Raw genomic sequence first — 23,416 nt, forward strand, 5'->3', positions numbered from 1 at the left:
ATGGGTATTTCAAGCCTGTAGCTTTAGCCAGAGATATTAATAACTAAAATTACCTTTTTATTTAAGATTATAAATTATCTTTATTTCTCCATTTTTCTGCAGCTTCACTGTCACCTAGCTGCTCAAAGATATAGGCTATTTTTTCGTAAGCTTTATCATAGTCTGGTTTAATTTGTATTGCTTCTCTAAAACATTCGATAGCATCAGACCAATTTTTTTGTTGAATATATACTTTTCCTAATGATGCGTATAACCAACAAGAATTAGAATTAATTTCTATAGCTTTTCGATAACTAATAATAGCCTCATCTAATTTCCCAAGCTCCTGCAAAGCATTTGCTAAACTACGATGAAATAAATGATTATTTGCTTTTAACTCTATCGCTTTACTATAAACTTTAATTGCTGACCCCCATTTTTTTTGTTTACCCAGTGCTTCCCCTAATAGATAGTGAAACTTAGCTAAATGTGGGTTAAGTTTGATACCTTTACGGTAGACAACAACTGCTTGATTTATTTTTCCTTGTTTGACCAATATTTCTCCAATTTTACAGTAAGCATCCCAAATATTAGGATCATTTTTAATCAGTTTACGATAACAAGTAAGGGCTTGATTTAACTTACCTTGTTCATACAAAATATCTGCTAAATTTTTGTAAGACCAAGGAAACTTTGGATTAATTTCTATAGCACGTTTAAATACTTCTACTGCATCATTTAACTTACCTGTTTCTCGGAAAATTTTTCCTAGTTTATGAAGAATTAACCAATTTTCAGGTAATAGTTTACTTAAACTTTGATAACAATCTATTGCTGCATCTAATTCTCCCTGATTTACTAAAATTTCTGCTAATTTCGAGTAAGCATCCGATAAAGTAGGATTTAATTCTATAGCCTCAAAATAATCAGCGATCGCCTCTTTTATTTTTCCTTTACTAAATAAAACATCCCCCTTATTTAGCTTTTCTAATGCTTTTTTTTCTGATTCTATTTTTTTTCCGTAATACCAATATTTTTTGGCTAAACCCAAATCTCCTAACTGTTGATAAAGCCGAGATAAATTACGATAAGTACCAGTAAAATTTGGTTGTAATTCAATAGCTGTTCTATAACAAGCGATAGCTGGTTCCCACTCTTTTTGTTTAGCATATAAACTACCAATATTTGTATAAACTTCCGCCCAATTTGGTTGTTGCATAATTGCTTGTACATAGTAATTTATTGCTTCATCTAACTTTCCCATAGCCTGCAATACATTTCCCATACTTTTGCAAGCTAAAGCATAGAATGGTAATATTTCTAGAGCTTTTTCACAAGCCAAAAAAGCCTCATCTAATTTTTCTGCTTTTAAATGAGACTCTGCTTCTTGACATAAACTAAAAGCCGACATTTCTGGAGTTAAAGCTGAATACATATTTTTTTGATCAGGAAAAATGAAAAAGTAAAAATAGAATAGAGAATACTTAAATTATTAGTTCTTATTAGGTTCGACTTCACCAGAAAACTTAAAATCCTAAATTTCCTTTTTTATTCCCTAAAAAAGGAAAGTTTGAAGCCTTATTTCTTAGTCAAATCTCCCAGAATAAATCTGATAGCTTTAACCAAGAGGTTCAAACTCTTAGTCTTTATCAGTCCTATAAAAGCTTTTAGTCTAACTGTACAGAAAGTTTCTTCGCTTTATGACTGTGCCCTCTGCCTCTTACATTCCCTATTAAATTTTTTAACATAAAATTTATGATAATTTAAAAAAGCTGTTAGTCTAACTATACAGAAAGTTTCTTCCCTTTATGGCTGTAGTCTCTGCCCTGACATTCTCTATGAAATTTTTCAGTATAAATTTTTTTGATAATTTCAACAAAATAACAACAATTTATCCATGTAATTTCCAGCTATAACAAAGCAACTTCTAGCCTATTTTTTATTTCCTATGTAAGTATTATTTACCAGAAAATTGCCATACACTAACTGCAAAAAATCAATTTTTTTAGATTACTCCCAGTTAAATTTTATCCCTAAATATTCTTCTAATTTTTGATTATGAACTTGGAAATAATTACTTAATTTTTTATCCATTAATGGATCGATTTGTGAATAATTACCAGGATTATAATTCTTATACTCTAATAGTTCGTATCTTGGCAAATCTAAAAACTTTAAAACTTGCTGTACAATTGCTTGTGGATCAGCATAAAAATCTTCACTTTTCAAAATTAGTAACTGTTCCCTTGGGAATAAACTCATCCATTCTTTTAAAAATTCAATATATACTCCCTTTGCCAAATAATTCTGTTCTCCCATCCAATAATTAACTTTTTCTGGATTATTGATTAGCTTATCTAAATCTGATTCAATTGCCTCTTCTAAAGATCGGTTTTCCCAGTTGAATCTTCTCCAGGTATAATATTGAGATATAGCTCGAACTACAGGATTTCTCAAAAGTATAATCAACTTAATTTTTGGAAAAAATTGATAAATTCTCCTAGCAGCATCAGGATGATTAAAATAACTAGGACTAGCTTCCCCAGCCAAGATTTTTTTTCCATCTGGAATTACTGGAAAATGAGCCAGATACCAATTAATTGACTCATTAAATTTCCAAGACCAAAAATCAATTTCTTTTTTAATAGGAGACATTATTTGTGGGTGTTGAGTCAGATAACCAAAAAGGGAAGTAGTACCTCCTTTTTGCACTCCAATAATTATAAAATTCGGTCCCTGCACTTGTTCTAAATTCCATGGTTGCGATACTAAACTAGGGTATTTTTTTGTAGTTTGCTGATAACAAGCTGTTTGATAATAAGGTATAGCTTCATCAATTTTACCCAAACAAGTTAGAGCTTCTCCTATATTTAAATAAGACCAAAAAGAATCGGGATTAGCTTTCTGAAACATCTGAAAAAAATTGAGTATTTCCATTAGTTTATCTTCCCTAGCAAAGGCTTCCCATATATTGTGATAAAACCACCAATGAAAATCCGGTTCAATTTCAATACCTTGACGGTAAGCAATAACTGCTTCATTCCATTTTTTTTCTCGAGTTAGGGCAATACCTAAATTATAGTAAGACCTACTATTTTGCTTTAATTCTATTTCTTTTCTTACTTCTAATATTTCTCGTTCTAACTGATTTTTTTTCTCTAATACTTGCTTGAGTTTTTCAAAAATTTTTAGGTAATCTTGATTAATATCTAGAGCTATTTTATATAAAATAATTGCCCCATTAATTTGATTCGCTTTAGTTAAACCATCTGCTACTTGTACAAGTAAATCAGGGTTTTGTTGTAAAAGTAGTAGTGATTTATCGTCAATATAATATTGCTTAATATCTTGAATATCTTTGTAGAAATCCTTAATTTTTCCATCTAAGCTTGATTTATGTTTTTCTTCTATAGCATCTCCTAGTTTACTATAAATTCCTGGTAATTCTGTCTGAAGTTTAGTAGCATAGAGATAGTTATATATAGCTTCATCCCATTTTTTTAACTTGATTAAAGCATCACCTAAATTGTAGTAAGACCAAGAAAAATTTACATCGACTCTGATTGCATTTTGGTAAGCTTTAACCACCTCATCCCATTTTTCTAGCTTACTTAACGCATTTGCCAAATTATAATAAGACCAAGCAAAATTAGGATCTAACTCTATTGCTTTATCATAATTTTTTATAGCTTTTTCCCAATCTTTTTTTTGAGATAAAGCTTGTGCTAAGTGATAGTAATACCATGAAACATTAGGTTTTAGTATGATAGCTTTACGGTAGTTTTCAATTGCTAAATCCCAATTATTTTCTTGAACATATATACTACCAAGGTTTGCATACTCTTCAGATGTATTCAAATTTAAATTATTTTTCGACGACATTTTTGATTTAACATTGATCAATAAAAATTTACAGTAGTTTCCTACTTAATAAAGTATATATATTGGTAGTTTTAGGCAATAGGCAAGATGGTTAGCAAAATATGGAAAAAGCAAAAAATACTTACCCCGTCAGTTGTGGAATATTAATCTAGAATTTTATGTCTTAATTATATAGAGATTTTCATATTAATCAGTATAGTATTTTTACCTATTCCGTGTTGCCTAAAACCAAAAATTTGTCACCTAACCTAGATTTATAAATGCATTCTTCTTTTCCATTCCCACCGAATTCTAATTATTTAATTGTTATGCATTTCAACCACATAATTAGATACACAAAATTTATTATACATATCTTACATAATAGTATACTCTAGTATCAAAATAACAATAATGATAATTTTTCATGGTTTTTATTAGGGAATTAAACAACAAAACTAGAAAATTTTTATAAAGAATTAGTCAACACAGTAAATTTCTTCATGTTAGAGACAGAGCTAAATATATAATTTAGTTATCAGAGATTTTCTATATATAAATTAGAATTAATACTTAGAGTGAATAGAAAAACCATATATAATTGGTCTACTAGATAGAAAGTTTTCGCATGGAATAGACATCTATAATCACAAAGATAGAGTTAGCACGGAAAATCTAAGTTAAATCAGGATCAGAATAAAATAGTAAAATAGTTGGTAAGTATGAATCTGAAAACTTTAAAAAAGTTATAGCTAAAATTCAAACTGGGATGGCAAACTGATATAAGTAAAGAAACAATAAGAAGAATCTGCAAAGTTGAATATAAAATAGAAAATAATGAAGATAGGAATGAGCAAAACTATTAACGCATGAGAGTTATAAGTGAAAATACTAAGATGATAATAATTCCCAAAAAAATCAAGACCAATTTCCTTAATACACTTTCAAAAAGTTGATTTTATTGAATACAGAATATTTTCTGTAAATTGCCTTAAAATCATAAATAATAACTAGGAAAACCTACCCAAGTACAATCATTAATATTCTGGGATGAATAAATTATAAAAATAAATGATATTTTGATATATATGAAGTAGTAATTCATAGTTAAATAGTTATTAACTGCCTGGATAACTTCAGTAAATATTTATCAAAATCTACATCTACCTTAGTAGTCATAAATAAAGTTCCAATAATTACCACGGATAAAACAAAAAAACAATAGGAATGGAAGCAAAAAAAATTAGATATATTTTGGTTATCTATCTACTCACAAGTCAGAAAAATTGATTGAAATATTATGAAAATTTATGAATTATGAATTAATCAAAGTTAATGCATAAGAAAGTTGGAGTAGCTTAAAAAATAGCTCAAAAAATTACTTTGAAATTTGGGCAAATTATATGTAAATAATTGTTTGTAGGTGTTTAGCATGTTGTGTACCTAATTAACAACACAACTCTTATGACTTTTGATTCCCGAAGACGCATTTTAAATAAATTATTAGCTTACTCCATACTCCCTAACAAAATTTTAACTTCTATTTTGCCAAAAATTTCCTTGATTCAGGCATAATAGTTAATAATACAAAATATTCTAATTCTAAGAATTCAATGGGCGTTTCTATAGAAGTTGACAATACAAACTTTGCTACCGAAGTATTAAAAAATTCTCACAAAAAACCAGTTTTAGTAGACTTCTACGCTACTTGGTGTGGTCCATGTAAAATGCTAAAACCAATCTTAGAAAAGTTGGCTACTGAATATGACTTTATCTTAGCTAAAGTTGATGTCGATCAGAGTCCAGACTTAGCTCAAACTTATAACATCGAAGGAGTACCAGATGTAAGAGTCGTAACTCAAGGAGAAGTTAAACCAGGTTTTGTAGGAGTTCTCTCAGAACCAAAACTCAGAAATTTTCTAGGGGAATTTAATCTTCACTCAGAGCTAGAAAAAAATTTACAGCAATTACAGGAGCTGATAAAATCACGTAAACTTGAACAAGCAAAAAATCTTTTAGATCAGCTCTTTCACAAGTATCCTAATAACGTTACTATCATCATAGAAGCTGCTAAGTTTTTGGTAAGCTCAAATAAACTAAAAGAAGCAAAAAAGCTTATTGAAACTATTGGCGAGCATAAGCGAGAATTTTATCCTCAATTACAGGCCGTAAAAGCGTTAATTCACTTTAAAGAAGAAGCTGAAAATCCAGGTGATAGTACACTAGATAAAACTTATGCTAAAGCTTGTAGTCTAACATTATCAGATAACTACGAACAAGCACTAGAATTATTTTTAGAGCTAATCACTAAAAATCATAAGAATAAAAAGGATGACCGACCCCGCAAAGCAATGCTAGCAATATTTCACATCTTAGGAGATAATCATCCGATAAGCAAAGAATATCGCAATAAATTATTAAATTTGTATTAAAGTAATTTCTCATATCAAATTCCTACTGGTAGCACTAAACCTTCTATGGCCATAACTGCCATAGGAAAAGCTGCTTTAACTTTTTCTGCCATCCCATCCAGAAAATCATCACTATGACCTGGTTCATGGTGAAAAATTACTAGTTGCTTTACTCCGGCAGCTTTAGCAACTTTGATTGCTTCCTGCCAAGTAGAATGTCCCCAACCCACTTTAGAGGACTTGGGGTTATGATACTCATCATCAGTGTACATAGCATCATAAATTAGAACATCAGCACCTCGAGCTAAATAGACTACGTTTTCATCCAAACCTTCAGGAAAATGCTCTGTATCAGAACAATAAACCGCACTCCTTCCATTCCATGTCACCCTGTATCCTATCGCCTTATTAGGATGATTCAGAGAACCCGTTTCAATCTCTATATTATGGAGCATCATTTTTTGCCCATGCTCAAGTTCATAAAATCGCAAGTCCGCCTGCATATCCTTGAGAGGAATAGGAGAGTTATTATGTAAAACTCTATCCATAAAATGCTTTTTCATTGACTCCCCTTTAGGAGGAATTGCCCCATAGATGTGAAAACAATTTCCTCTAGTAAAAGCCGGAGTGAACAATGGGAAACCTTGAATGTGATCCCAATGATAATGAGTAAAAAAGACATAAGCTTCAATTGGCATTTCCTGCATCAGTTCTTTCCCTAATTCTCGTATTCCAGTACCTCCATCAAATATCAAACGATTATTAGCAATTTGCATTTCTATGCAGGAAGTATTTCCTCCATATCGAACAGTATCTTTTCCAGGAGTCGGAACACTACCCCGAACTCCCCAGAACTTGACTAGAAAATCTCTTCTATTTTCAGACAACTCTGCAGAATCAATATTATCTTGGGTAGGCACTATAGTAGAAGATTTAGTTTCCATATACATTTTCTGACTTTAAGGTATTACATTGTCCATAATGACGCAATAAATGATCACATAGAACTATAGCTACCATTGCTTCTACCATAGGTACAGCCCTAGGTAAAACACAAGGGTCATGTCTTCCTTTAGCCGCAAGAAATGTCTCTTCACCTTGACGACTAACAGTACGCTGCTCTTTCCTTATTGTTGCAGTGGGTTTAAATGCCACGCGCAATACAATATTTTCTCCATTAGAGATGCCACCCTGTATTCCACCAGAACGATTTGTCACTGTGCGAATCTCACCAAGTTTATCTGTATAGAGTTCATCATTATGCTCGCTACCTGTCATAGTAGTACCTGCAAAACCAGAACCAATTTCAAATCCTTTGGTTGCTGGCAAAGACATTACACCCTTGGCTAAATCAGCCTCTAGTTTATCAAATACAGGAGAACCCAAACCTTTTGGCACATTCCGGACTATACATTCTACTACACCCCCCACAGAATCTCCCAAATCCCGTATTTTTTCAACTAATTCAATCATTTTCTCCGCACATTCACTATCTGGACAACGAACAATATTGCTTTCTACTTGTTCCATTGTTACCGTTGTTGGATCAACAATAGCTTCTAAATTTTTGATCCGCTTCACATAGCCTACAATTTCCACACCAGAATATTGTTGCAAAATTTTTTTAGCGATCGCTCCTGAAGCCACTCGTCCAATTGTCTCTCTGGCCGAAGACCTTCCCCCACCTTGCCAATTTCTGATACCATATTTAGCATCATAAGTTGCATCAGCATGAGATGGACGATATTTAATAGCCATATCTTGATAATCTTGGGGACGAGCATCCTTATTTCTGACCCAAATCATAATTGGTGTCCCCAAGGTTTGACCTTCAAATACCCCAGACAGTATTTCACAAGTATCACTTTCTTTACGGGGTGTAGTAATTTTGCTTTGCCCTGGTCGCCTACGATCTAACTCATATTGAATTTCTTTAACATTTATTTCTAGCTTTGGTGGGCAACCATCAATTATAACTCCTACTCCTCCCCCATGGGATTCACCAAAGGTTGTTACCCGAAACAAATGTCCAAATATGTTGCCCATTAAACTCCAACTATAAACTGCTTAAAAAATCACTATTACTGCTTTTTCTTCAAATTCTCATGCTTCTAGACTCATGTTTAATTAAGCCTGGTAAGTTAACCTATCCGACTCGTATTTTGGCTTTCCTTTTACATTACCTAGCTACCTTTGGAATTGGGAGATTTTTACTGGAGTTTTATTACTTTCCCCAACGCGCACAAGTCACCCTAGGTATCGCGGTATTGTCTCTGGTCACTGCAGCTTTTACCACATTTCGACCGCCTTTTGACTGATATTTAGTTACTCTACTCTAGCATAAGCAGTCAATAAAGCTGATTAGCAGGTATAAGTTTTACCTACAAAATCATCAGAGTTTTTCCCAGACGAAGCGATAAGCTGCAATGTACTCAAAAAAAAGGCCTATTATACTTAGCTTGAAGCTAGTTTTTCAGCCTACGAGTCCCACTAAGCTTTAATCTTCATGTTCATCAAAAGGGTCAACCAACTCTTTTGATGGAGGTCCAAAAGCTGTATAAATTGAAAATCCAGTAATGGCCACAACCATTACACCTATCGAAATGCTAAGAACTGTTGCAGGTTCCATATAATTCATTAAAATTGTGACTGTTATACATATACAATATTACAAAACATTAAAATTTTCTGCTGAAAATAGTAAAAATCGAAAATTATGTCACAAAGAACTGGATTAGGAGACATCCTCAAGCCCTTAAACTCAGAATATGGTAAAGTATCTCCCGGTTGGGGAACTACATGGGTGATGGCCGTTTTTATTGGCTTATTTTTTGTCTTCTTGTTAATTATTCTCCAAATCTACAACTCTTCCTTGTTATTAGAAAATGTTGATGTAGATTGGGCAAACTTAACTAAATAGAGTAAATTTAAACCAAAGGGGCTAAGAAGTTCAGTCAAGCTGAATTTTTCTAGCCCTATACATTAAACTAATACATATACTATATTAAAGTAAATTTTGAGAAGGAAAAAAAGGTGAATATATTTGGTATAGGCCTCCCAGAAATGATTGTTATTTTGGTGGTAGCCCTTTTGATATTTGGTCCGAAAAAGTTACCTGAAATTGGTCGGAGCTTAGGACAAGCAATAAATAGTTTTAAGGCAGGAGCACGTGATTTTGAGAATGAATTTAAACGGGAAGCAAAACATTTAGAGGAAGGAGTTAAAGTTAGTACCTCGGCCTCAGAACCAGAAAAAGTGGTAGATGTTTCTTCTGCAACAAATACAAACAAGAATTAAGTAAGTGAAAGTTAAACTATAGAAAAAATTAACCAGAGCCAATCTAAATCAAGAAGATTATTGCAATTGTGGCTTTAAATTTTATTTAACATTTAACTTTTAAAGGAATGAAAGAGGTTGCACCAGCAGCAAATTTGGTGATTCCCAAATTAATTGTAGGTTTGGGAAATCCAGAGCCAAAATATGATCAAACTAGGCATAATATAGGATTTACTGGGATAGATACTATAGCTAATATCTGGCAGGTTTCTTTATCTGAAAATCGTAAGTTTAAAGGAGAATTTGGAGAAGGTAGGAGACCAAAAGCAGAAAAAATTTACTTGCTTAAACCCTTAACCTATATGAATAGATCGGGAGAAGCAATTAGTGCAGTAGTAAATTGGTATAAATTACCTCCGTCTTGTGTGCTTATAATATATGATGATATGGATTTACCAATGGGACGACTAAGATTACGGTTGTCTGGTTCGGCAGGTGGCCATAATGGAATGAAGTCCGCGATCGCTCATTTGGGAACTCAAGAGTTTCCTCGTTTGCGGATAGGCATTGGTAAGCCAAAAAATATTACTGCTGAAAGAGGGGAAGCAAAAACTATTAGTCATGTTTTAGGAAAGTTTAGTCCTAAAGAAAACAAATTAATGACTCAAGTGCTGGAGCTGGTTGTAGATGCAGTAGAACTTTCTTTAAAGCAAGGAATTGAAAAAGCTATGAGTCTCTATAATAATAGAACTATTACCGAAAATCCTGTGTCTAAACCCCCGTCATAGAAGCTATATCTGATCAGGATGAAACTTCTGAATGAAACTTCTGAAAAGTTTGAGGAGAGATGGGTATAAGGGATATGGTTATGTAGGTAGGTTGACATATTTCCCAGACGTTAGGCGCAGGTGGAGTGTGGAAGAACACTTAAAGTAAAGCCTAGATTTTTCTTGACCTTTCATTGGCTGCTCTACCTATCCCTAAAAATAAGGCCAGCACTAACCCTGGTTAACACCCCTTGCAGTGTGCGTCTATTTTTTGTCTTGGACTTCCCACTTATAATTAATTAATAGTGATTATGTGACTATAAAGTACATTGTATTTAAAAAAAACAAATAAAAATCTACGCGCTTGTGGGGCAGACTTTAAACCTAGTTTTTCTGGTATACCCATTTTTCTGGCTGAAGTTCTTACCTTACAAGGTAAGGGTTTGAGAATTATGAATATATGTACTTATGACTCCTATAAAACTTAACCCCAGAAATTGGCAGATTCTTAGATGTATTGATTATTTATACAGGGAGGGCAAGATTATCTTTTTGAAATATTCCTGGCCTCTAAGGCTTATGGTAGCTTGTGTTCCTTAGTATGATAGGAGTTGACCAATATTTTTGGTGCAGCAATTTATCAAAAGCGAGGGCTAAAAAAAGACCCTAGTCTTATGTTTGCGGTGTGCGTTCGTTTTTTATCTGAGACTGTCCTCCAGTCTAACTAATTAGTAATTTATAAAATATAAAATAAAAAAAACAACTAAAAAGTCGCCCGATAGGTGGATAAGGCAGTTGTGATTATAGAAATTTTTACTTTTGAGTGATTGACTTAAGTGACTTTTAACTATTAATGATTTCTAAGGGTCTACCAGAAACTACTGCTTACATCAGAGTAACTCGTCAGTCTTGGCAAAAAGGCACGATCGAAGGAGAGGTTAGTGCCGGTTCTTTTGGTTGGCAGTTTAAATGGCGTTTTAGACAGGGAAAAACTCTTTCTATTCAACCTTCTCAAGGGCGTGCCCTAATTCAAGAACCTTTGGGTAGATTTCTAGAAAAATGGGATTATCAACTAGAACCTGGTGGAGATTACTCCTTTACTATTAAGGCTAAATTTTAACAAAAATTAAACCTTAAGTTATATAAAGAATAAGGAATAGTGAAATGTTCTAACCTCTGTATGGTAGTGCTATGTATATGATATTTTTGAAGCTAGCTAGAGATTAGCAATTCTTGGTAGTTAGGTAAAGTTAGGTATTTTAGATAGAAAGGAGTAAAACTTAATATTGACTTCTTCGTTCTTAAAAAAAACATGACTAAATTTGTATTCATAACTGGTGGAGTAGTTTCCAGTATTGGTAAAGGAATTGTCGCAGCAAGCTTAGGCCGTTTGCTCAAATCACGGGGTTATTCTGTTTCTATTCTTAAACTAGACCCCTATATAAATGTAGACCCAGGGACAATGAGTCCCTTCCAACATGGAGAAGTATTCGTTACAGAAGATGGGGCAGAAACTGACCTAGACCTAGGCCACTATGAACGATTCACAGATACCTCAATGTCTCGCCTTAATAGTGTTACCCAAGGTTCGATCTACCAGGCAGTAATTAATAAAGAAAGGCGAGGGGACTATCAGGGAGGAACTGTTCAGGTTATTCCTCATATTACCAATGAAATCAAAGAAAGAATACATAGAGTAGCCAAAAATGCTAATCCAGATGTGGTAATTACAGAAATAGGGGGAACTGTAGGAGATATCGAATCTCAGCCATTTTTAGAAGCAATTCGGCAGTTTCGCAAAGATGTAAGACGGAATAATGCTTTGTATATCCATGTGACATTAGTGCCTTGGATTGCTTCTGCAGGAGAAATGAAAACTAAGCCGACTCAACACTCAGTCAAGGAGTTACGTTCAATTGGTATCCAGCCAGATATTTTGGTCTGTCGTTGCGATCGCAAACTGAGTGAAGGCCTGAAAGAAAAAATGTCGGAGTTCTGTGATGTACCTGTAGAATCTGTAATTACGTCTCAAGATGCTCAAAGTATTTATGAAGTACCTTTGATGTTAGAAACAGAAGGGCTAGCAGTACAAGCTCTAGAATTATTAAAAATGGAGCAACGTCAACCAAACCTTAGTCATTGGAAAACTTTGGTCAATCGTCTTTATCATAGAGATAAGCAAGATATACGGACTAGCCAAGGTAAATTATCTATTACTGCTACTGTAGAAATTGCCATAGTAGGTAAATATATTCAACTAAGTGATGCTTACCTGTCAGTGGTAGAAGCATTACGTCATGCAGCGATCGCTGTTGGTGTAGATTTAAATCTGCATTTGGTAAATGCTGAAGATGTGGAGACCAAGGGAGCTAGGACCTACCTGGAAAAAGCTAATGGAATTATTGTTCCGGGTGGGTTTGGCGTGAGAGGTATTGATGGGAAAATAGCTACAGTTGAATATGCCAGAATAAATAAAATTCCTTTTTTGGGATTATGTCTAGGAATGCAATGTGCAGTAATTGAGTGGGCACGCAATATAGCAAAATTAGATGCTGCCCATAGTTTTGAGTTTGACCCTCAAACACCAAATCCGGTGATTAATTTATTACCAGAACAACAAGATGTAGTAGACTTGGGCGGCACTATGCGACTTGGACTTTATCCATGCCGTCTTCAAGGGGATACATTGGCATTTAAAACTTATCAGCAAGAAGTAATTTATGAACGCCATCGTCATCGATATGAATTTAATAATGCTTACCGAAACTTGTTCAAAGAAACAGGATATATTATCAGTGGAACTTCTCCGGATGGTAGACTAGTAGAAATTATTGAACTTCCTGCTCATCCTTTTTTTATTGCTACTCAATTTCATCCAGAGTTTCAATCTCGACCTAGTACTCCCCATCCTCTATTTCATAATTTTTTTCAAGCAGCTAATTCACAAGAAAAATGTGATAATTTATCTGTGAATAATACTGAAGAAACCCCAGACAATTTAGTTAGTAAAAGTTCTATTCCTAATTGAAGAAAATTAGGGATAGCGCATTCGGTAGTTTCTGAAATATATTAGCAGTAGCTTTTTCAATGTTTTTGAAGTATGAAATTAAGCTTTTATTTTTGCTGAGTTAATCTACGATAATTACTTTACTATGTTTAGATGAAATAGATTGTAATAGTTGGTAGTAAATATTTCTTCTTTGAACTTGATTTATTGTTTGTGATCAAATTTAATAGGCTGAAGCAGAGTAAAATTAATTATCTGAGTCACTATTAACCACTATAAGTACAATTGGTGGATGATATAGCAATACTCATAAGCAAGGTACTTGGAGCTGACCTCCAAGTCTATTTCAAGTATCGGAATGCCTGAGGGCGACTTACCAAAAATTATTGTGGGTTTTTATTTATGCTTTGGTGGAAAGAAGTTGATCCAAAACCTGAAGGCTTCCCAAGTTCTGCTCAAGGGCACGGGGAGAGTTTTGAGGAACCTCTTCTTTTCTAGAGTATTTATGAGACAAGGCGGGTGAAGAACCAATCTTATTTAAACATGGATTGTCCCCCAATGGGTAGGCGAGATTTTAAACCAAATTTTTGGGTAAATAAGATTTGCTGAAAAATTATGCATGGCTTTGGGTAGGAGTTAGGAGTCGGAAGTTAGGTGAAATGGGAATTAATTAGGAGGTAGTCGGATATATTGGACCCTGATTTTTTTTGCTGTGGCCTGCCCAAAATTTTAACATGGGTGAGCTTGAGTGGCTGAAAAGCTTGCACTTTTTTCTACCTAAAAAAGCTAAAGCTCAAGTTCAGCCAGTCAATTTGTAACATTAAAAGTAGTACAAAATTTTGGTAGGGTAGTTCTCTAAGTATTTATAAGCAAGCCCTATTTATGCATAATGCCTGATGCTAGGTTTTGAAGTGAGAAATTTAGGCTAAAGCTTTTATGCATAAATACTTTACGAGTTAATCAGCAATTTCTAAGTATAAACATTCAAGCGCTTAATATCCCTGTGTTGTCAGAACTTTAAAATTAAGATGCAGTTTGCCTTGAAAAAAGAGCCTTGTGTTTGAATTGTTGTTAGAGCTATTTCACCAAACTGTTTTTATACCTATCTTTCAGCTTACTTGTCACCCTGTGAGGTTAGATCTCTATGATTTCCACTATTTGCTTAGATAATCGTTCAGCATTACTTAATATACTTTGAGTTTCGGTACGCATCGTCTCTAGTTCTCGCTGTTTGGCTTCATTTAAGACTACTCCTCGTTCGCGATCGCCTCGTAATTGAGCAAGTTTATTTTGAGTATTATCCAGAAGGGCTTCTAATTCTTGGTTTAAGCTTTTTTGAAGATCTGCAAAAGGTTCTGAAATTAGATTGCTAATTTCTTGTTCAAGATGTTTTTCTCGCAGTTGCTTATCAATTTCTTTGGTAATTGCTTCTTGAAAATTACCTTTAAAATTGCGCTCCATTTCCTTAGTAAAAACTGCTTTAGCTAACCAGTCTCCTGCAAAAATGCTAGCAATTCCAGTAGCTAAAAGAAGAGGAAAAGCAATATCCTGTAAATGCAGCTAAAGCAGCAGTAATTGCTTGTGCATGAGAAGTTGTCTTTTTCTCAGCATTAAATTCAATATCAACAAACTCCATTTCAATCTTATTGAAAGCTTCATCTACTGAAGTAGTAAAATCTTTAAGACGATCTACTTCTCGGTCAATTCCCTGTTGAATTTCTGTTTGTATGTTCTCGGAAAATTTACGACTTGCTTTTTGTACTGCATTAGTAACAGAACGAGAAATTTTTTCTTGTAAAACTTTTTTTCTTTTGACCTCTCCTTTTTCAATTGGAGTTTCTTCAATAGCTGTTTCTGCTGCTTGTTTGAGAAGAATTGGAAGCTGATAAATTAAAGGCTGAACTCTATATCTTACATTTTCTGCTGCCTTATTAATCAACTCCATTTCTGCTTTTTTCCGCTTACGAATACCTTCTATTTCTGCAACACCAATATCGTAATTTACTATAATACCTTTTCCGTCGATAACAATAGCTCATTGATTTGATATTCAACTATTTAGTCTAAACTGGAGTAATTGTGTAGAATATAAAAAAGTGAGAGTTAAAGTATTGTTGCTGAACCAAGGAGTTCTGTTGGCAGCAAAAAATATAGGAGCAACTTAACTCCCGTCGATAGCATGAATAATTTTTCTTAATTGGTGTTAGTGCGCTCGTCCTCCAGGCGATGCAGAGCACTATCACGTGCCATTAAAATCACTGATCATATCAGATGCTACATTGGATATCATTCTGTAGCTTCAGCTCAAAAGTTTTGAGAATTATTAGCAATGCTGTAGAAGTCCTGCTCACTAAAAAACCATAGTTTCATCCTTTCCTTTTTAGGACTACCGGAAAATTATCTCAAGGATAGTGACCATTACTATCATCAGAATCATCTTCTGCAAAAGATGTTTAGTTTAATAGTAGAATTGTATTGATTTATAGTAATCTTTTGTCTAAACAGTATTGAGTTATTATCAAAATTTCCTTCCTCCACCAACTATTACCTATTACCTTCCAATTCAAAAATCTCAAATCATTGATCTGAAAACTTAGTCCAAGCTAACTTAGCAGCTCCAATAACACCAGCTTGATTACCTAATTTAGCAATTAATAATTGTAACTTTAAAGAAGAAGTCAGAAGAACTCGTCGCTTAACTTCTGCCTTAGTCGCAGGTAAAAAAAGTTTTGCTGCAGCACTTATTCCACCACCAATAATCACTGCTTCTGGAGTTAAAATATAAATTAAACTTGCTAACCCAGCTCCTAAAAGTCGTCCGTAATTTTGCCAAAATTCTAGAGCAAATTTATCTCCAGCCAAAGCTAAATTGGCTAATTCTAAAGGTTCTTTTCCTGTCTCTCGACGAACTGCTTGAACAGAAATATATTGTTCCAAAGAACCATTATTGCCACTATTGCATTTAGGTCCATCGAGGTTTAAAGTTATTAAGCCTAACTCTCCAGCGGCACCTTGATGACCCACAAATAATTGGCTATTTAATATAATTGCTCCTCCGACACCAGTACCCAGGGTAAGCATAATCAGATTTTTATACTGACTACCTGCCCCTAACCAAGCTTCTCCTAAACCAGCACAGTTAGCATCATTAGCTATAACTACTGGTAAACCAGTTTTTTCCTCTAACAATTTAGCGAGAGGAACATCTTGCCAATCTGTTAAATTAATTGCTATGATAGAAGTTTTACCTTCAGCATCAACAGGACCTGGTACTCCAATACCTATTCCTTGAATAGGTCCTAAGTTGTATATTTGAGGTTCTTTTATCATCATAGATATTACCTCTTTTATTAGATCAATAACTGCTTTTGGAGTAGCAGGTCGAGGAGTTGGAACAGTTAAAGATTGATGACATACTCCATCCCTACCGAAACATCCCAACTTGATAGATGTTCCTCCTATATCAATGCCTATAACTAGAGAGTTCATTTAATATCTTTCAATACTAGAATTAAATATTGGTTCAACCCGAATGGCAATTATAGCTGAAGGACGAACTACCATATATTCGCCTTGAATAGTCTTAATTGGTACATTTACAAACTCTTGAGAGTCATGTTTTGGGACTACAACCCCACTATACCAGGTTTGAAAGTCTTTAAGACTTAGAAAACGTACTTCTTCACGGGCGCCACCTTCTAATAGTAGGTGTATAGCAAATTCATCAGGATTTCTTGGCATATCTCTTACAAATCAAAAGTTAAAATTATTAATTCCGACTCCTATGAAGTCAAATATTTTATAAGTAAAAGGTCAAAGTTTAAAAGTTAAAATTATTAACTCCGAATCCTATCAAGTCATATTAATTAATCCTAATATAGGAACGTGAAACAATTAAGAACTAATCATTACCTCTTCTTTTTTATCCTTAGTATTTATGAGTATTTAAAACTTATAATTTTGAATTCCCAAATATAAAATTGGTATGTATATACTAGCACAGCCATTATACTAACCCTTAAAATACTCTGGATTAAGTTTTAATTCTCAAACAAATACAAATAAGTCTATGCCACGACGCCAAGATATACGTAAAATCCTACTAGTTGGTTCTGGCCCCATTGTTATTGGCCAGGCCTGTGAATTTGATTATAGTGGAACTCAAGCTTGTAAAGCCCTTAGGGAAGAGGGTTTTGAGGTAGTATTGGTAAATTCTAATCCGGCTACAATTATGACAGATCCAGAAATTGCCGAATGTACCTACATTGAACCTCTAACCCCGGAACTTATAGAAAAAGTTATTGCTAAAGAAAGACCAGATGCTTTATTACCAACAATGGGTGGTCAAACTGCTTTAAATATAGCAGTTTCTCTGGCAAAAAATGGCACTTTAGCTAAATATGGTGTGGATTTAATTGGGGCTAAACTACCAGCCATTGAAATGGCCGAAGATCGTCAATTGTTTAAGGAAGCAATGGGTCGGATAGGCATCCAGGTTTGTCCATCAGGTATTGCTAGTAATTGGGAAGAGGCCAAGGCGATCGCTCAAAAAATAGGAACATATCCTCTAATTATTCGTCCTGCTTTTACTTTAGGAGGGACAGGGGGAGGTATTGCTTATAACCAAGAAGAATATGAGGTAATGGCACAAGGGGGGATAGATGCTAGTCCAGTATCTCAAATTTTGGTGGAAAAATCTCTAATTGGTTGGAAGGAATACGAACTGGAAGTCATGCGAGATTTAGCAGACAATGTGGTGATTATTTGCTCAATTGAAAATATTGACCCAATGGGGATACATACGGGAGACTCTGTTACTGTTGCTCCGGCGCAAACATTGACGGATAAGGAATATCAAAGACTACGAGATGCTTCGATTAAAATTATTCGGGAAATAGGTGTGGAAACTGGAGGGTCAAATATTCAGTTTGCTGTTCACCCGTTGAATGGGGATGTTATTGTGATTGAAATGAACCCACGGGTGAGTCGTTCTTCTGCTTTGGCGTCAAAAGCAACTGGTTTCCCTATAGCGAAAATGGCGGCTAAGTTAGCAGTTGGTTATACTCTTGATGAAATTCCAAATGATATTACGAAAAAGACTCCAGCTAGTTTTGAACCTACTATAGATTATGTAGTTACGAAAATTCCTAGGTTTGCTTTTGAGAAGTTTCCCGGTTCCCAACCAGTGTTAACTACTCAGATGAAGTCGGTTGGGGAGGCAATGGCAATAGGTCGCACGTTTCAGGAGTCGTTCCAGAAAGCTTTACGGTCTTTGGAAACTGGTAGAGCGGGTTTTGGTGCTGATCGCTGGGAAAAAATACCCAGTTTAGAACAAGTAAGATCGGGGTTACGCACGCCTAACCCAGAAAGATTATTTACAGTTCGTCATGCTTTATTACTGGGAATGAGTTTAGAAGAAATCTATGAGTTGACTGGAATAGATATTTGGTTTCTTGATAAGATGCGGGAGTTGATAAATACAGAAAAGTTAATTAAGTATACTCCGCTCAATGAATTAACAAAGGAGCAGCTCTGGGATATTAAACGTCAAGGTTTTAGCGATCGCCAAATTGCTTATTGCAGTAAAACTACCGAAGATGAGGTCAGAAGCTATCGGTTGAGTTTGGGCATTAAACCTGTTTATAAAACAGTGGATACTTGTGCTGCAGAGTTTGAGGCACTGACACCTTACTACTATTCTACTTATGAAGAAGAGTCAGAAATTTTACCATCGGAAAAACGGAAAGTAATGATTCTTGGAGGAGGACCTAACCGTATTGGTCAGGGAATAGAATTTGACTATTGTTGCTGTCATGCTAGTTATGCTTTGGGAGCGGATGGGTTTGAAACAATAATGGTCAACTCTAACCCGGAAACTGTTTCTACTGACTATGATACAAGCGATCGCCTCTATTTTGAACCTTTGACTAAAGAGGATGTACTGAATATTATTGAAGCGGAAAACCCGGTAGGAATTATTGTTCAGTTTGGCGGACAAACACCTCTGAAATTAGCGGTTCCTCTGCAAAAATATTTAGAGCAAGTAGATGCTCAAACCAAAATATGGGGTACTTCGCCAGACTCTATTGATACTGCTGAAGACCGGGAACGGTTTGAGAAGATTTTACGAGATTTAGATATTCGTCAAGCAGCAAATGGTCTGGCTCGTAGCTTTGAGGATGCTTTGACAGTAGCACATACAATTGGTTATCCAGTTGTGGTAAGACCTTCCTATGTTTTGGGAGGTAGGGCTATGGAAATTGTTTATTCTGACCAAGAGCTGGAACGTTATATGAAGTTTGCAGTACAGGTGGAACCGGAACATCCAATTTTAATTGACAAATTTTTGAACAATGCTGTTGAGGTAGATGTGGATGCTATTGCTGATAGCACAGGTCGGGTAGTTATCGGTGGTATCATGGAACATATTGAGGAGGCAGGTATTCACTCTGGTGACTCTGCTTGTTCTATTCCTTATCAAACGTTAACTTCTGCTGCGGTGGAAACAATTCGTCAATGGACTGTTGCTCTGGCAAAGGCGTTGAATGTGATCGGGTTAATGAATATTCAGTTTGCAGTCCAAGGAGAAACAGTATATATTTTGGAAGCTAACCCCCGCGCATCAAGGACAGTACCTTTTGTCTCTAAGGCAATAGGAATACCTTTGGCAAAAATAGCATCCCGGGTTATGTCTGGGAAAAATTTGGAGGAATTGGGTTTTATAGATGAACAAATACCTGATCATGTTTCTGTGAAAGAGGCAGTGTTACCATTTGCTAAATTCCCTGGTATAGATACAGTATTAGGACCTGAAATGCGCTCGACAGGTGAGGCTATGGGTATTGATGTTGACTTTGGTAAAGCTTTTGCTAAGGCACAGTTATCTGCAGGTCAAAAGTTGCCTTTAGAGGGAACAGTGTTTGTGTCAATGAGCGATCGCTATAAAGAAGCAGTTGTACCAGTGGTTAAAGATTTAGTTGATTTGGGTTTGAAGGTAGTAGCGACTGAAGGAACTCGGAAGATTTTGCGTTTGCATGATTTAGAAGTGGGTTTGATGCTGAAGTTGCATGAAGGGCGACCTAATGTTTTGGATGGAATTAAAAATGGAGAAATTCAGTTGATTATTATAATTCCTTCTGGGGATGAAGCCCGTGCAGATGGGATTAAAATTCGGCGGAGTGCGTTGGATTATAAAATAACGTTAATTACAACTATTGCGGGGGCGAAGGCGACGGCGGCCGCAATTCGAGCATTGAAGTCGGGAGCGTTGGAGGTGAAGGCGATACAGGATTATTATTAGAGTTGGAATTATTTGTAGGGTGCGTATTTACTTCTGAAATTCATACTCTCAAAGGTATTGATTAATCCGTATCCTGCACTATTTTAGCTGTGTCACTCCAGTAGGATGCATGGTGGGCAATGATCAGATTACGATGTGTTATAACGTTACCAAAAAAAATAGTCAACCCTAAAGGGAAGTTCAATAGAACAACCCTAATTTTAAACTTTTGACTTCTTTTTTATTATGCTTAAATTGCGATTGCTCTTTTTGAATAACTACTGATATAATGGGATTTCTTATGAGGCGATCGCTACTTTTTCATTGCTACATTAGCACAAGCTTAATTTTTTTTAATAAACTTTAGCATGAGTAGCATGAGTGTTTTCCGAGGAATTTTAGGTCAGTTTAGTTCAACAAATAGTTCATGGATTTTTCTAAGTTTCAGTAGAATTTAGTTTCTTTTTAAGTTCTGAATCGAATTTTAAATTAAATTTTGCCTCGTTACAATTTTTATTTAGCTTGGCGTACCTAAAGATCGCGATGATACAACAAATGTCTATCTTCAAAATGAAAAAAATTATTATTAATTAGACAACAAAGAATTGATATATAGCTTTCAATAAATAAATTCAAACTATAGCAAATTTCATCTTAGTCAGATACATTACTAAGGGAAAAGATACCCGCACTAGGGAGCAATATGTTTAAAAATAGTTTCCCCAATTCATTTTAGATAGCTATAATTTTTATCTTTTTTATTGAATACTGCTAGCTTTTATAATAAATATGTGTAGTCATCAAAATAAAATTAATAATCCTACATAAACTATTAATTATTTATCCTTAATTTCTATTCCCTTTTTTCTAGAAATATCTAATATTTAGATTATCAACTTAAAGCCAAAGCTCCTTGGTAAAAAATGAAACTAGATAACCAAGCTAAAACTAATGGAAATACTAAAGAAAGTAAGGAAAATTTCCATGATTTTGCTTCTTTAATTAAAGTTGCTAAAGTAGATAAACATGGGGTATAAAGTAAACAAAAAATACAGAAACTATATCCTTGAATAAAAGTAACTGTCTCAGCAATATTGCTACTAACATTCTGTTCGCTCATGCTATAAATAACTGCTAAAGAACCGATCACAATTTCTTTAGCAATAAAGCCAAAAAATAGGGATAATGTTAAATAAGAATTGATACCAATAGGATCCATAATAGGACTCATCAATTGACCAATTTGACCACCAATTGTATCTAATCCTGTTGCCCCTGAAGGTAAACTTGTCAGTATCCAAACTCCAATACAACCAACAGTAATGAAGCCAGATGCTCTAACTAAAAATTCTCTAACTTCTCCCCAACTTCTTAGTAAAACTTGTTTCCATGTAGGAAAACGATAAGGAGGCATCTCTAAAACGAAAGGTTCTTCATTTTTATATACTCCTTGAAATAATGCTGCAGTAATAATAGCAACCAGAAAACTTAGAATATATAAAGAGAATAAAACTATCGCTCCCTTGCTATTAGGAAATACTGCTGCAATAATAAATACAAATACTTGTAATCGTGCTGAACATAAACCAAAAGGAATAATTAACATGGTTAATAGTCGTAAAGCACGCGATCGCATCACCCTAGTTCCCATTAATGCCGGAACATTACAACCAAACCCCATTATGTGCAGTACAAAGCTACGTCCATCTAAACCCAATCTTGCCATAAAGGCATCCATTAAATAAGCAGAACGTGATAGATAACCACTATCTTCTAACACCGCCATAATTATAAAAAATACTATAATTAAAGGTACAAAAGAAGCAACAGTAGTTACCCCTGCCCAAAGCCCATTAATTAGAAAATCTTGAAGTACTTGTGGAAACGGTTGAACTAGAGGTTCAACAATTGATGACTGTACCCATTCAACCCCAATTTCAAGAAGGTCTACTGAAGGAAGTCCGATATTCCAAATTGCCAAAAAAACCAGGAACATTCCTAGGAAAAATAAAGGTAAACCCCAGACAGGATGCAGCAGAATTTTATCAACTTGAGCTGTGAAATTTTGTGCCATTTGAGAAGGCATAATCACAGTTCCATTTAAAATACTATCTATTTCCCTAACAGAAATATTTTCCTTGATTTTATTCGTATCTAGTTGAACTGAATTTTTACTCTCTTTTAACTGTTCAGAAATTGCCATGTAGGCGTTCATATAGCCTTTACCATATTTAGCACTTATTAAAAACACTGGCATTGACAAACGTTTGGATAATTCTTCTTTGTCTATTTTAATCCCATATTGTTTAGCTTCATCTGACATATTTAACATCAAAACTGCTGGTAAACCCAAAGATTTTACCTGTAATGGTAGCATAATTTGACGGTCGATTTGTGAGGAATTAATAACGACTATTACTAAGTCAACAGGATTATTTTCCAGAAAATTTTGAACAACTTTTTCATCTTCAGAAAAACCATTGAAATTATAAATTCCTGGTAAGTCTATAAATTGTGTAATTTCCTTATTTATTTTGACCTCAGCTTGAAAAAGATCAACTGTTATTCCCGGCCAATTTCCTACATGGGCCGAAACTCCAGTAATCCGATTAAAAAATGTAGATTTTCCAGTGTTTGGCATCCCTATTAAAGCCACTTTTTTTGTGGCATTAGTAGGTTGAGATATTGTTACTTTATTGTTATGACAAGTCATTATTATTAAGCAAGAAAACCGATAATATAAAAATTATGTAATATTTGTAATTTTTTGAAAAGATTCTTAACATTTGGTATCATAAAAATATTGATTTGTCAATAAAATTTTAGATGAGCTTGC

17 protein-coding genes and 1 pseudogene are annotated in these 23,416 nt (G+C 34.5%); 8 read left to right on the top strand and 10 right to left on the bottom strand.

What is annotated here, in order from left to right:
- Positions 1 to 67: 67 nt before the first annotated feature.
- Positions 68 to 1,414: a tetratricopeptide repeat protein gene (locus TERY_RS13765; protein WP_011612394.1), complete on the bottom strand. Its 1,347-nt coding sequence runs from the start codon at positions 1,412 to 1,414 to the stop codon at positions 68 to 70.
- Positions 1,415 to 1,989: 575 nt separating this feature from the next.
- Positions 1,990 to 3,837 (bottom strand): tetratricopeptide repeat-containing sulfotransferase family protein, encoded by a 1,848-nt coding sequence (locus tag TERY_RS13770; protein ID WP_196797039.1) that lies wholly within the window; start codon positions 3,835 to 3,837, stop codon positions 1,990 to 1,992.
- Positions 3,838 to 5,402: 1,565 nt separating this feature from the next.
- Here TERY_RS13770 and TERY_RS36965 point away from each other — a divergent pair.
- Both TERY_RS36965 and TERY_RS36970 read left to right on the top strand, forming a co-directional pair.
- Positions 5,403 to 5,750: pseudogene (locus tag TERY_RS36965) on the top strand (thioredoxin family protein); the annotation flags it as partial.
- 69 nt (positions 5,751 to 5,819) lie between these two features.
- Positions 5,820 to 6,272 (top strand): tetratricopeptide repeat protein, encoded by a 453-nt coding sequence (locus tag TERY_RS36970; protein WP_370497215.1) that lies wholly within the window; start codon positions 5,820 to 5,822, stop codon positions 6,270 to 6,272.
- Between the two features lie 14 nt (positions 6,273 to 6,286).
- On the opposite strand, the gene TERY_RS13780 is transcribed toward TERY_RS36970, so the two are convergent.
- The 3 genes from TERY_RS13780 to psbN form a co-directional block, all read right to left on the bottom strand.
- Complete coding sequence (locus TERY_RS13780) at positions 6,287 to 7,201, bottom strand: MBL fold metallo-hydrolase (protein WP_011612397.1); 915 nt, start codon at positions 7,199 to 7,201, stop codon at positions 6,287 to 6,289.
- On the bottom strand, positions 7,185 to 8,297 hold the full coding sequence (gene aroC, locus TERY_RS13785) for a chorismate synthase (protein WP_011612398.1): 1,113 nt from the start codon (positions 8,295 to 8,297) through the stop codon (positions 7,185 to 7,187). Before aroC ends, TERY_RS13780 begins: the two co-directional genes overlap by 17 nt.
- A 451-nt stretch (positions 8,298 to 8,748) precedes the next feature.
- A complete protein-coding gene (gene psbN, locus TERY_RS13790) occupies positions 8,749 to 8,880 on the bottom strand; it encodes a photosystem II reaction center protein PsbN (protein ID WP_011612399.1) in 132 nt (43 codons plus the stop codon).
- 87 nt (positions 8,881 to 8,967) lie between these two features.
- Between psbN and psbH the strand changes: the two genes are divergently transcribed.
- The 5 genes from psbH to TERY_RS13815 all read left to right on the top strand — a co-directional run bounded on the left by psbH (position 8,968) and on the right by TERY_RS13815 (position 13,322).
- The gene (gene psbH, locus TERY_RS13795) at positions 8,968 to 9,171 is read left to right on the top strand and encodes a photosystem II reaction center phosphoprotein PsbH (protein WP_011612400.1); all 204 of its coding nucleotides are present in this window, start codon (positions 8,968 to 8,970) and stop codon (positions 9,169 to 9,171) included.
- 113 nt (positions 9,172 to 9,284) lie between these two features.
- On the top strand, positions 9,285 to 9,548 hold the full coding sequence (locus TERY_RS13800) for a TatA/E family twin arginine-targeting protein translocase (protein ID WP_011612401.1): 264 nt from the start codon (positions 9,285 to 9,287) through the stop codon (positions 9,546 to 9,548).
- A 107-nt stretch (positions 9,549 to 9,655) separates the two neighbouring features.
- Positions 9,656 to 10,315 (top strand): aminoacyl-tRNA hydrolase, encoded by a 660-nt coding sequence (gene pth / locus TERY_RS13805; RefSeq protein WP_011612402.1) that lies wholly within the window; start codon positions 9,656 to 9,658, stop codon positions 10,313 to 10,315.
- An 832-nt stretch (positions 10,316 to 11,147) separates the two neighbouring features.
- Positions 11,148 to 11,414, top strand: a complete 267-nt coding sequence (locus TERY_RS13810; RefSeq protein WP_011612403.1) for a DUF3146 family protein — start codon at positions 11,148 to 11,150, stop codon at positions 11,412 to 11,414.
- Positions 11,415 to 11,606: 192 nt separating this feature from the next.
- Positions 11,607 to 13,322: a CTP synthase gene (locus TERY_RS13815; protein ID WP_011612404.1), complete on the top strand. Its 1,716-nt coding sequence runs from the start codon at positions 11,607 to 11,609 to the stop codon at positions 13,320 to 13,322.
- Between the two features lie 1,113 nt (positions 13,323 to 14,435).
- On the opposite strand, the gene TERY_RS13820 is transcribed toward TERY_RS13815, so the two are convergent.
- The 4 genes from TERY_RS13820 to TERY_RS13835 form a co-directional block, all read right to left on the bottom strand.
- Positions 14,436 to 14,762, bottom strand: coding sequence for a hypothetical protein (locus TERY_RS13820; protein ID WP_011612405.1), 327 nt, complete (start codon positions 14,760 to 14,762; stop codon positions 14,436 to 14,438).
- 46 nt (positions 14,763 to 14,808) lie between these two features.
- Entirely contained in the window at positions 14,809 to 15,246 is a 438-nt protein-coding gene (locus tag TERY_RS13825) for a hypothetical protein (RefSeq protein WP_011612406.1), read from the bottom strand.
- Positions 15,247 to 15,878: 632 nt separating this feature from the next.
- Positions 15,879 to 16,790: an ROK family protein gene (locus TERY_RS13830; protein WP_011612407.1), complete on the bottom strand. Its 912-nt coding sequence runs from the start codon at positions 16,788 to 16,790 to the stop codon at positions 15,879 to 15,881.
- Positions 16,791 to 17,042, bottom strand: coding sequence for a hypothetical protein (locus tag TERY_RS13835; RefSeq protein ID WP_011612408.1), 252 nt, complete (start codon positions 17,040 to 17,042; stop codon positions 16,791 to 16,793).
- A 328-nt stretch (positions 17,043 to 17,370) separates the two neighbouring features.
- On the opposite strand from TERY_RS13835, the gene carB reads away from it, so the two are divergent.
- Positions 17,371 to 20,601: a carbamoyl-phosphate synthase large subunit gene (gene carB, locus TERY_RS13840; protein WP_011612409.1), complete on the top strand. Its 3,231-nt coding sequence runs from the start codon at positions 17,371 to 17,373 to the stop codon at positions 20,599 to 20,601.
- An 871-nt stretch (positions 20,602 to 21,472) separates the two neighbouring features.
- Here carB and feoB read toward each other — a convergent pair.
- Positions 21,473 to 23,293, bottom strand: a complete 1,821-nt coding sequence (feoB, locus tag TERY_RS13845) for a ferrous iron transport protein B (RefSeq protein WP_011612410.1) — start codon at positions 23,291 to 23,293, stop codon at positions 21,473 to 21,475.
- Between the last annotated feature and the right edge of the window lie 123 nt (positions 23,294 to 23,416).

It is taken from the genome of Trichodesmium erythraeum IMS101, assembly GCF_000014265.1.
Taxonomy (GTDB): domain Bacteria; phylum Cyanobacteriota; class Cyanobacteriia; order Cyanobacteriales; family Microcoleaceae; genus Trichodesmium; species Trichodesmium erythraeum.

Excerpts from the sequence above, each read along its gene's own strand:
- TERY_RS13825 (WP_011612406.1), bottom strand. The coding sequence starts at position 15,246 with ATGGAGTTGATTAATAAGGCAGCAGAAAATGTAAGATATAGAGTTCAG.
- TERY_RS13780 (WP_011612397.1), bottom strand. The coding sequence starts at position 7,201 with ATGTATATGGAAACTAAATCTTCTACTATAGTGCCTACCCAAGATAAT.
- pth (WP_011612402.1), top strand. The coding sequence starts at position 9,656 with ATGAAAGAGGTTGCACCAGCAGCAAATTTGGTGATTCCCAAATTAATT.
- feoB (WP_011612410.1), bottom strand. The coding sequence starts at position 23,293 with ATGACTTGTCATAACAATAAAGTAACAATATCTCAACCTACTAATGCC.
- carB (WP_011612409.1), top strand. The coding sequence starts at position 17,371 with ATGCCACGACGCCAAGATATACGTAAAATCCTACTAGTTGGTTCTGGC.
- TERY_RS13820 (WP_011612405.1), bottom strand. The coding sequence starts at position 14,762 with ATGGAGCGCAATTTTAAAGGTAATTTTCAAGAAGCAATTACCAAAGAA.
- TERY_RS13810 (WP_011612403.1), top strand. The coding sequence starts at position 11,148 with ATGATTTCTAAGGGTCTACCAGAAACTACTGCTTACATCAGAGTAACT.
- TERY_RS13835 (WP_011612408.1), bottom strand. The coding sequence starts at position 17,042 with ATGCCAAGAAATCCTGATGAATTTGCTATACACCTACTATTAGAAGGT.
- psbH (WP_011612400.1), top strand. The coding sequence starts at position 8,968 with ATGTCACAAAGAACTGGATTAGGAGACATCCTCAAGCCCTTAAACTCA.
- TERY_RS13830 (WP_011612407.1), bottom strand. The coding sequence starts at position 16,790 with ATGAACTCTCTAGTTATAGGCATTGATATAGGAGGAACATCTATCAAG.
- aroC (WP_011612398.1), bottom strand. The coding sequence starts at position 8,297 with ATGGGCAACATATTTGGACATTTGTTTCGGGTAACAACCTTTGGTGAA.
- TERY_RS13765 (WP_011612394.1), bottom strand. The coding sequence starts at position 1,414 with ATGTATTCAGCTTTAACTCCAGAAATGTCGGCTTTTAGTTTATGTCAA.
- psbN (WP_011612399.1), bottom strand. The coding sequence starts at position 8,880 with ATGGAACCTGCAACAGTTCTTAGCATTTCGATAGGTGTAATGGTTGTG.
- TERY_RS13815 (WP_011612404.1), top strand. The coding sequence starts at position 11,607 with ATGACTAAATTTGTATTCATAACTGGTGGAGTAGTTTCCAGTATTGGT.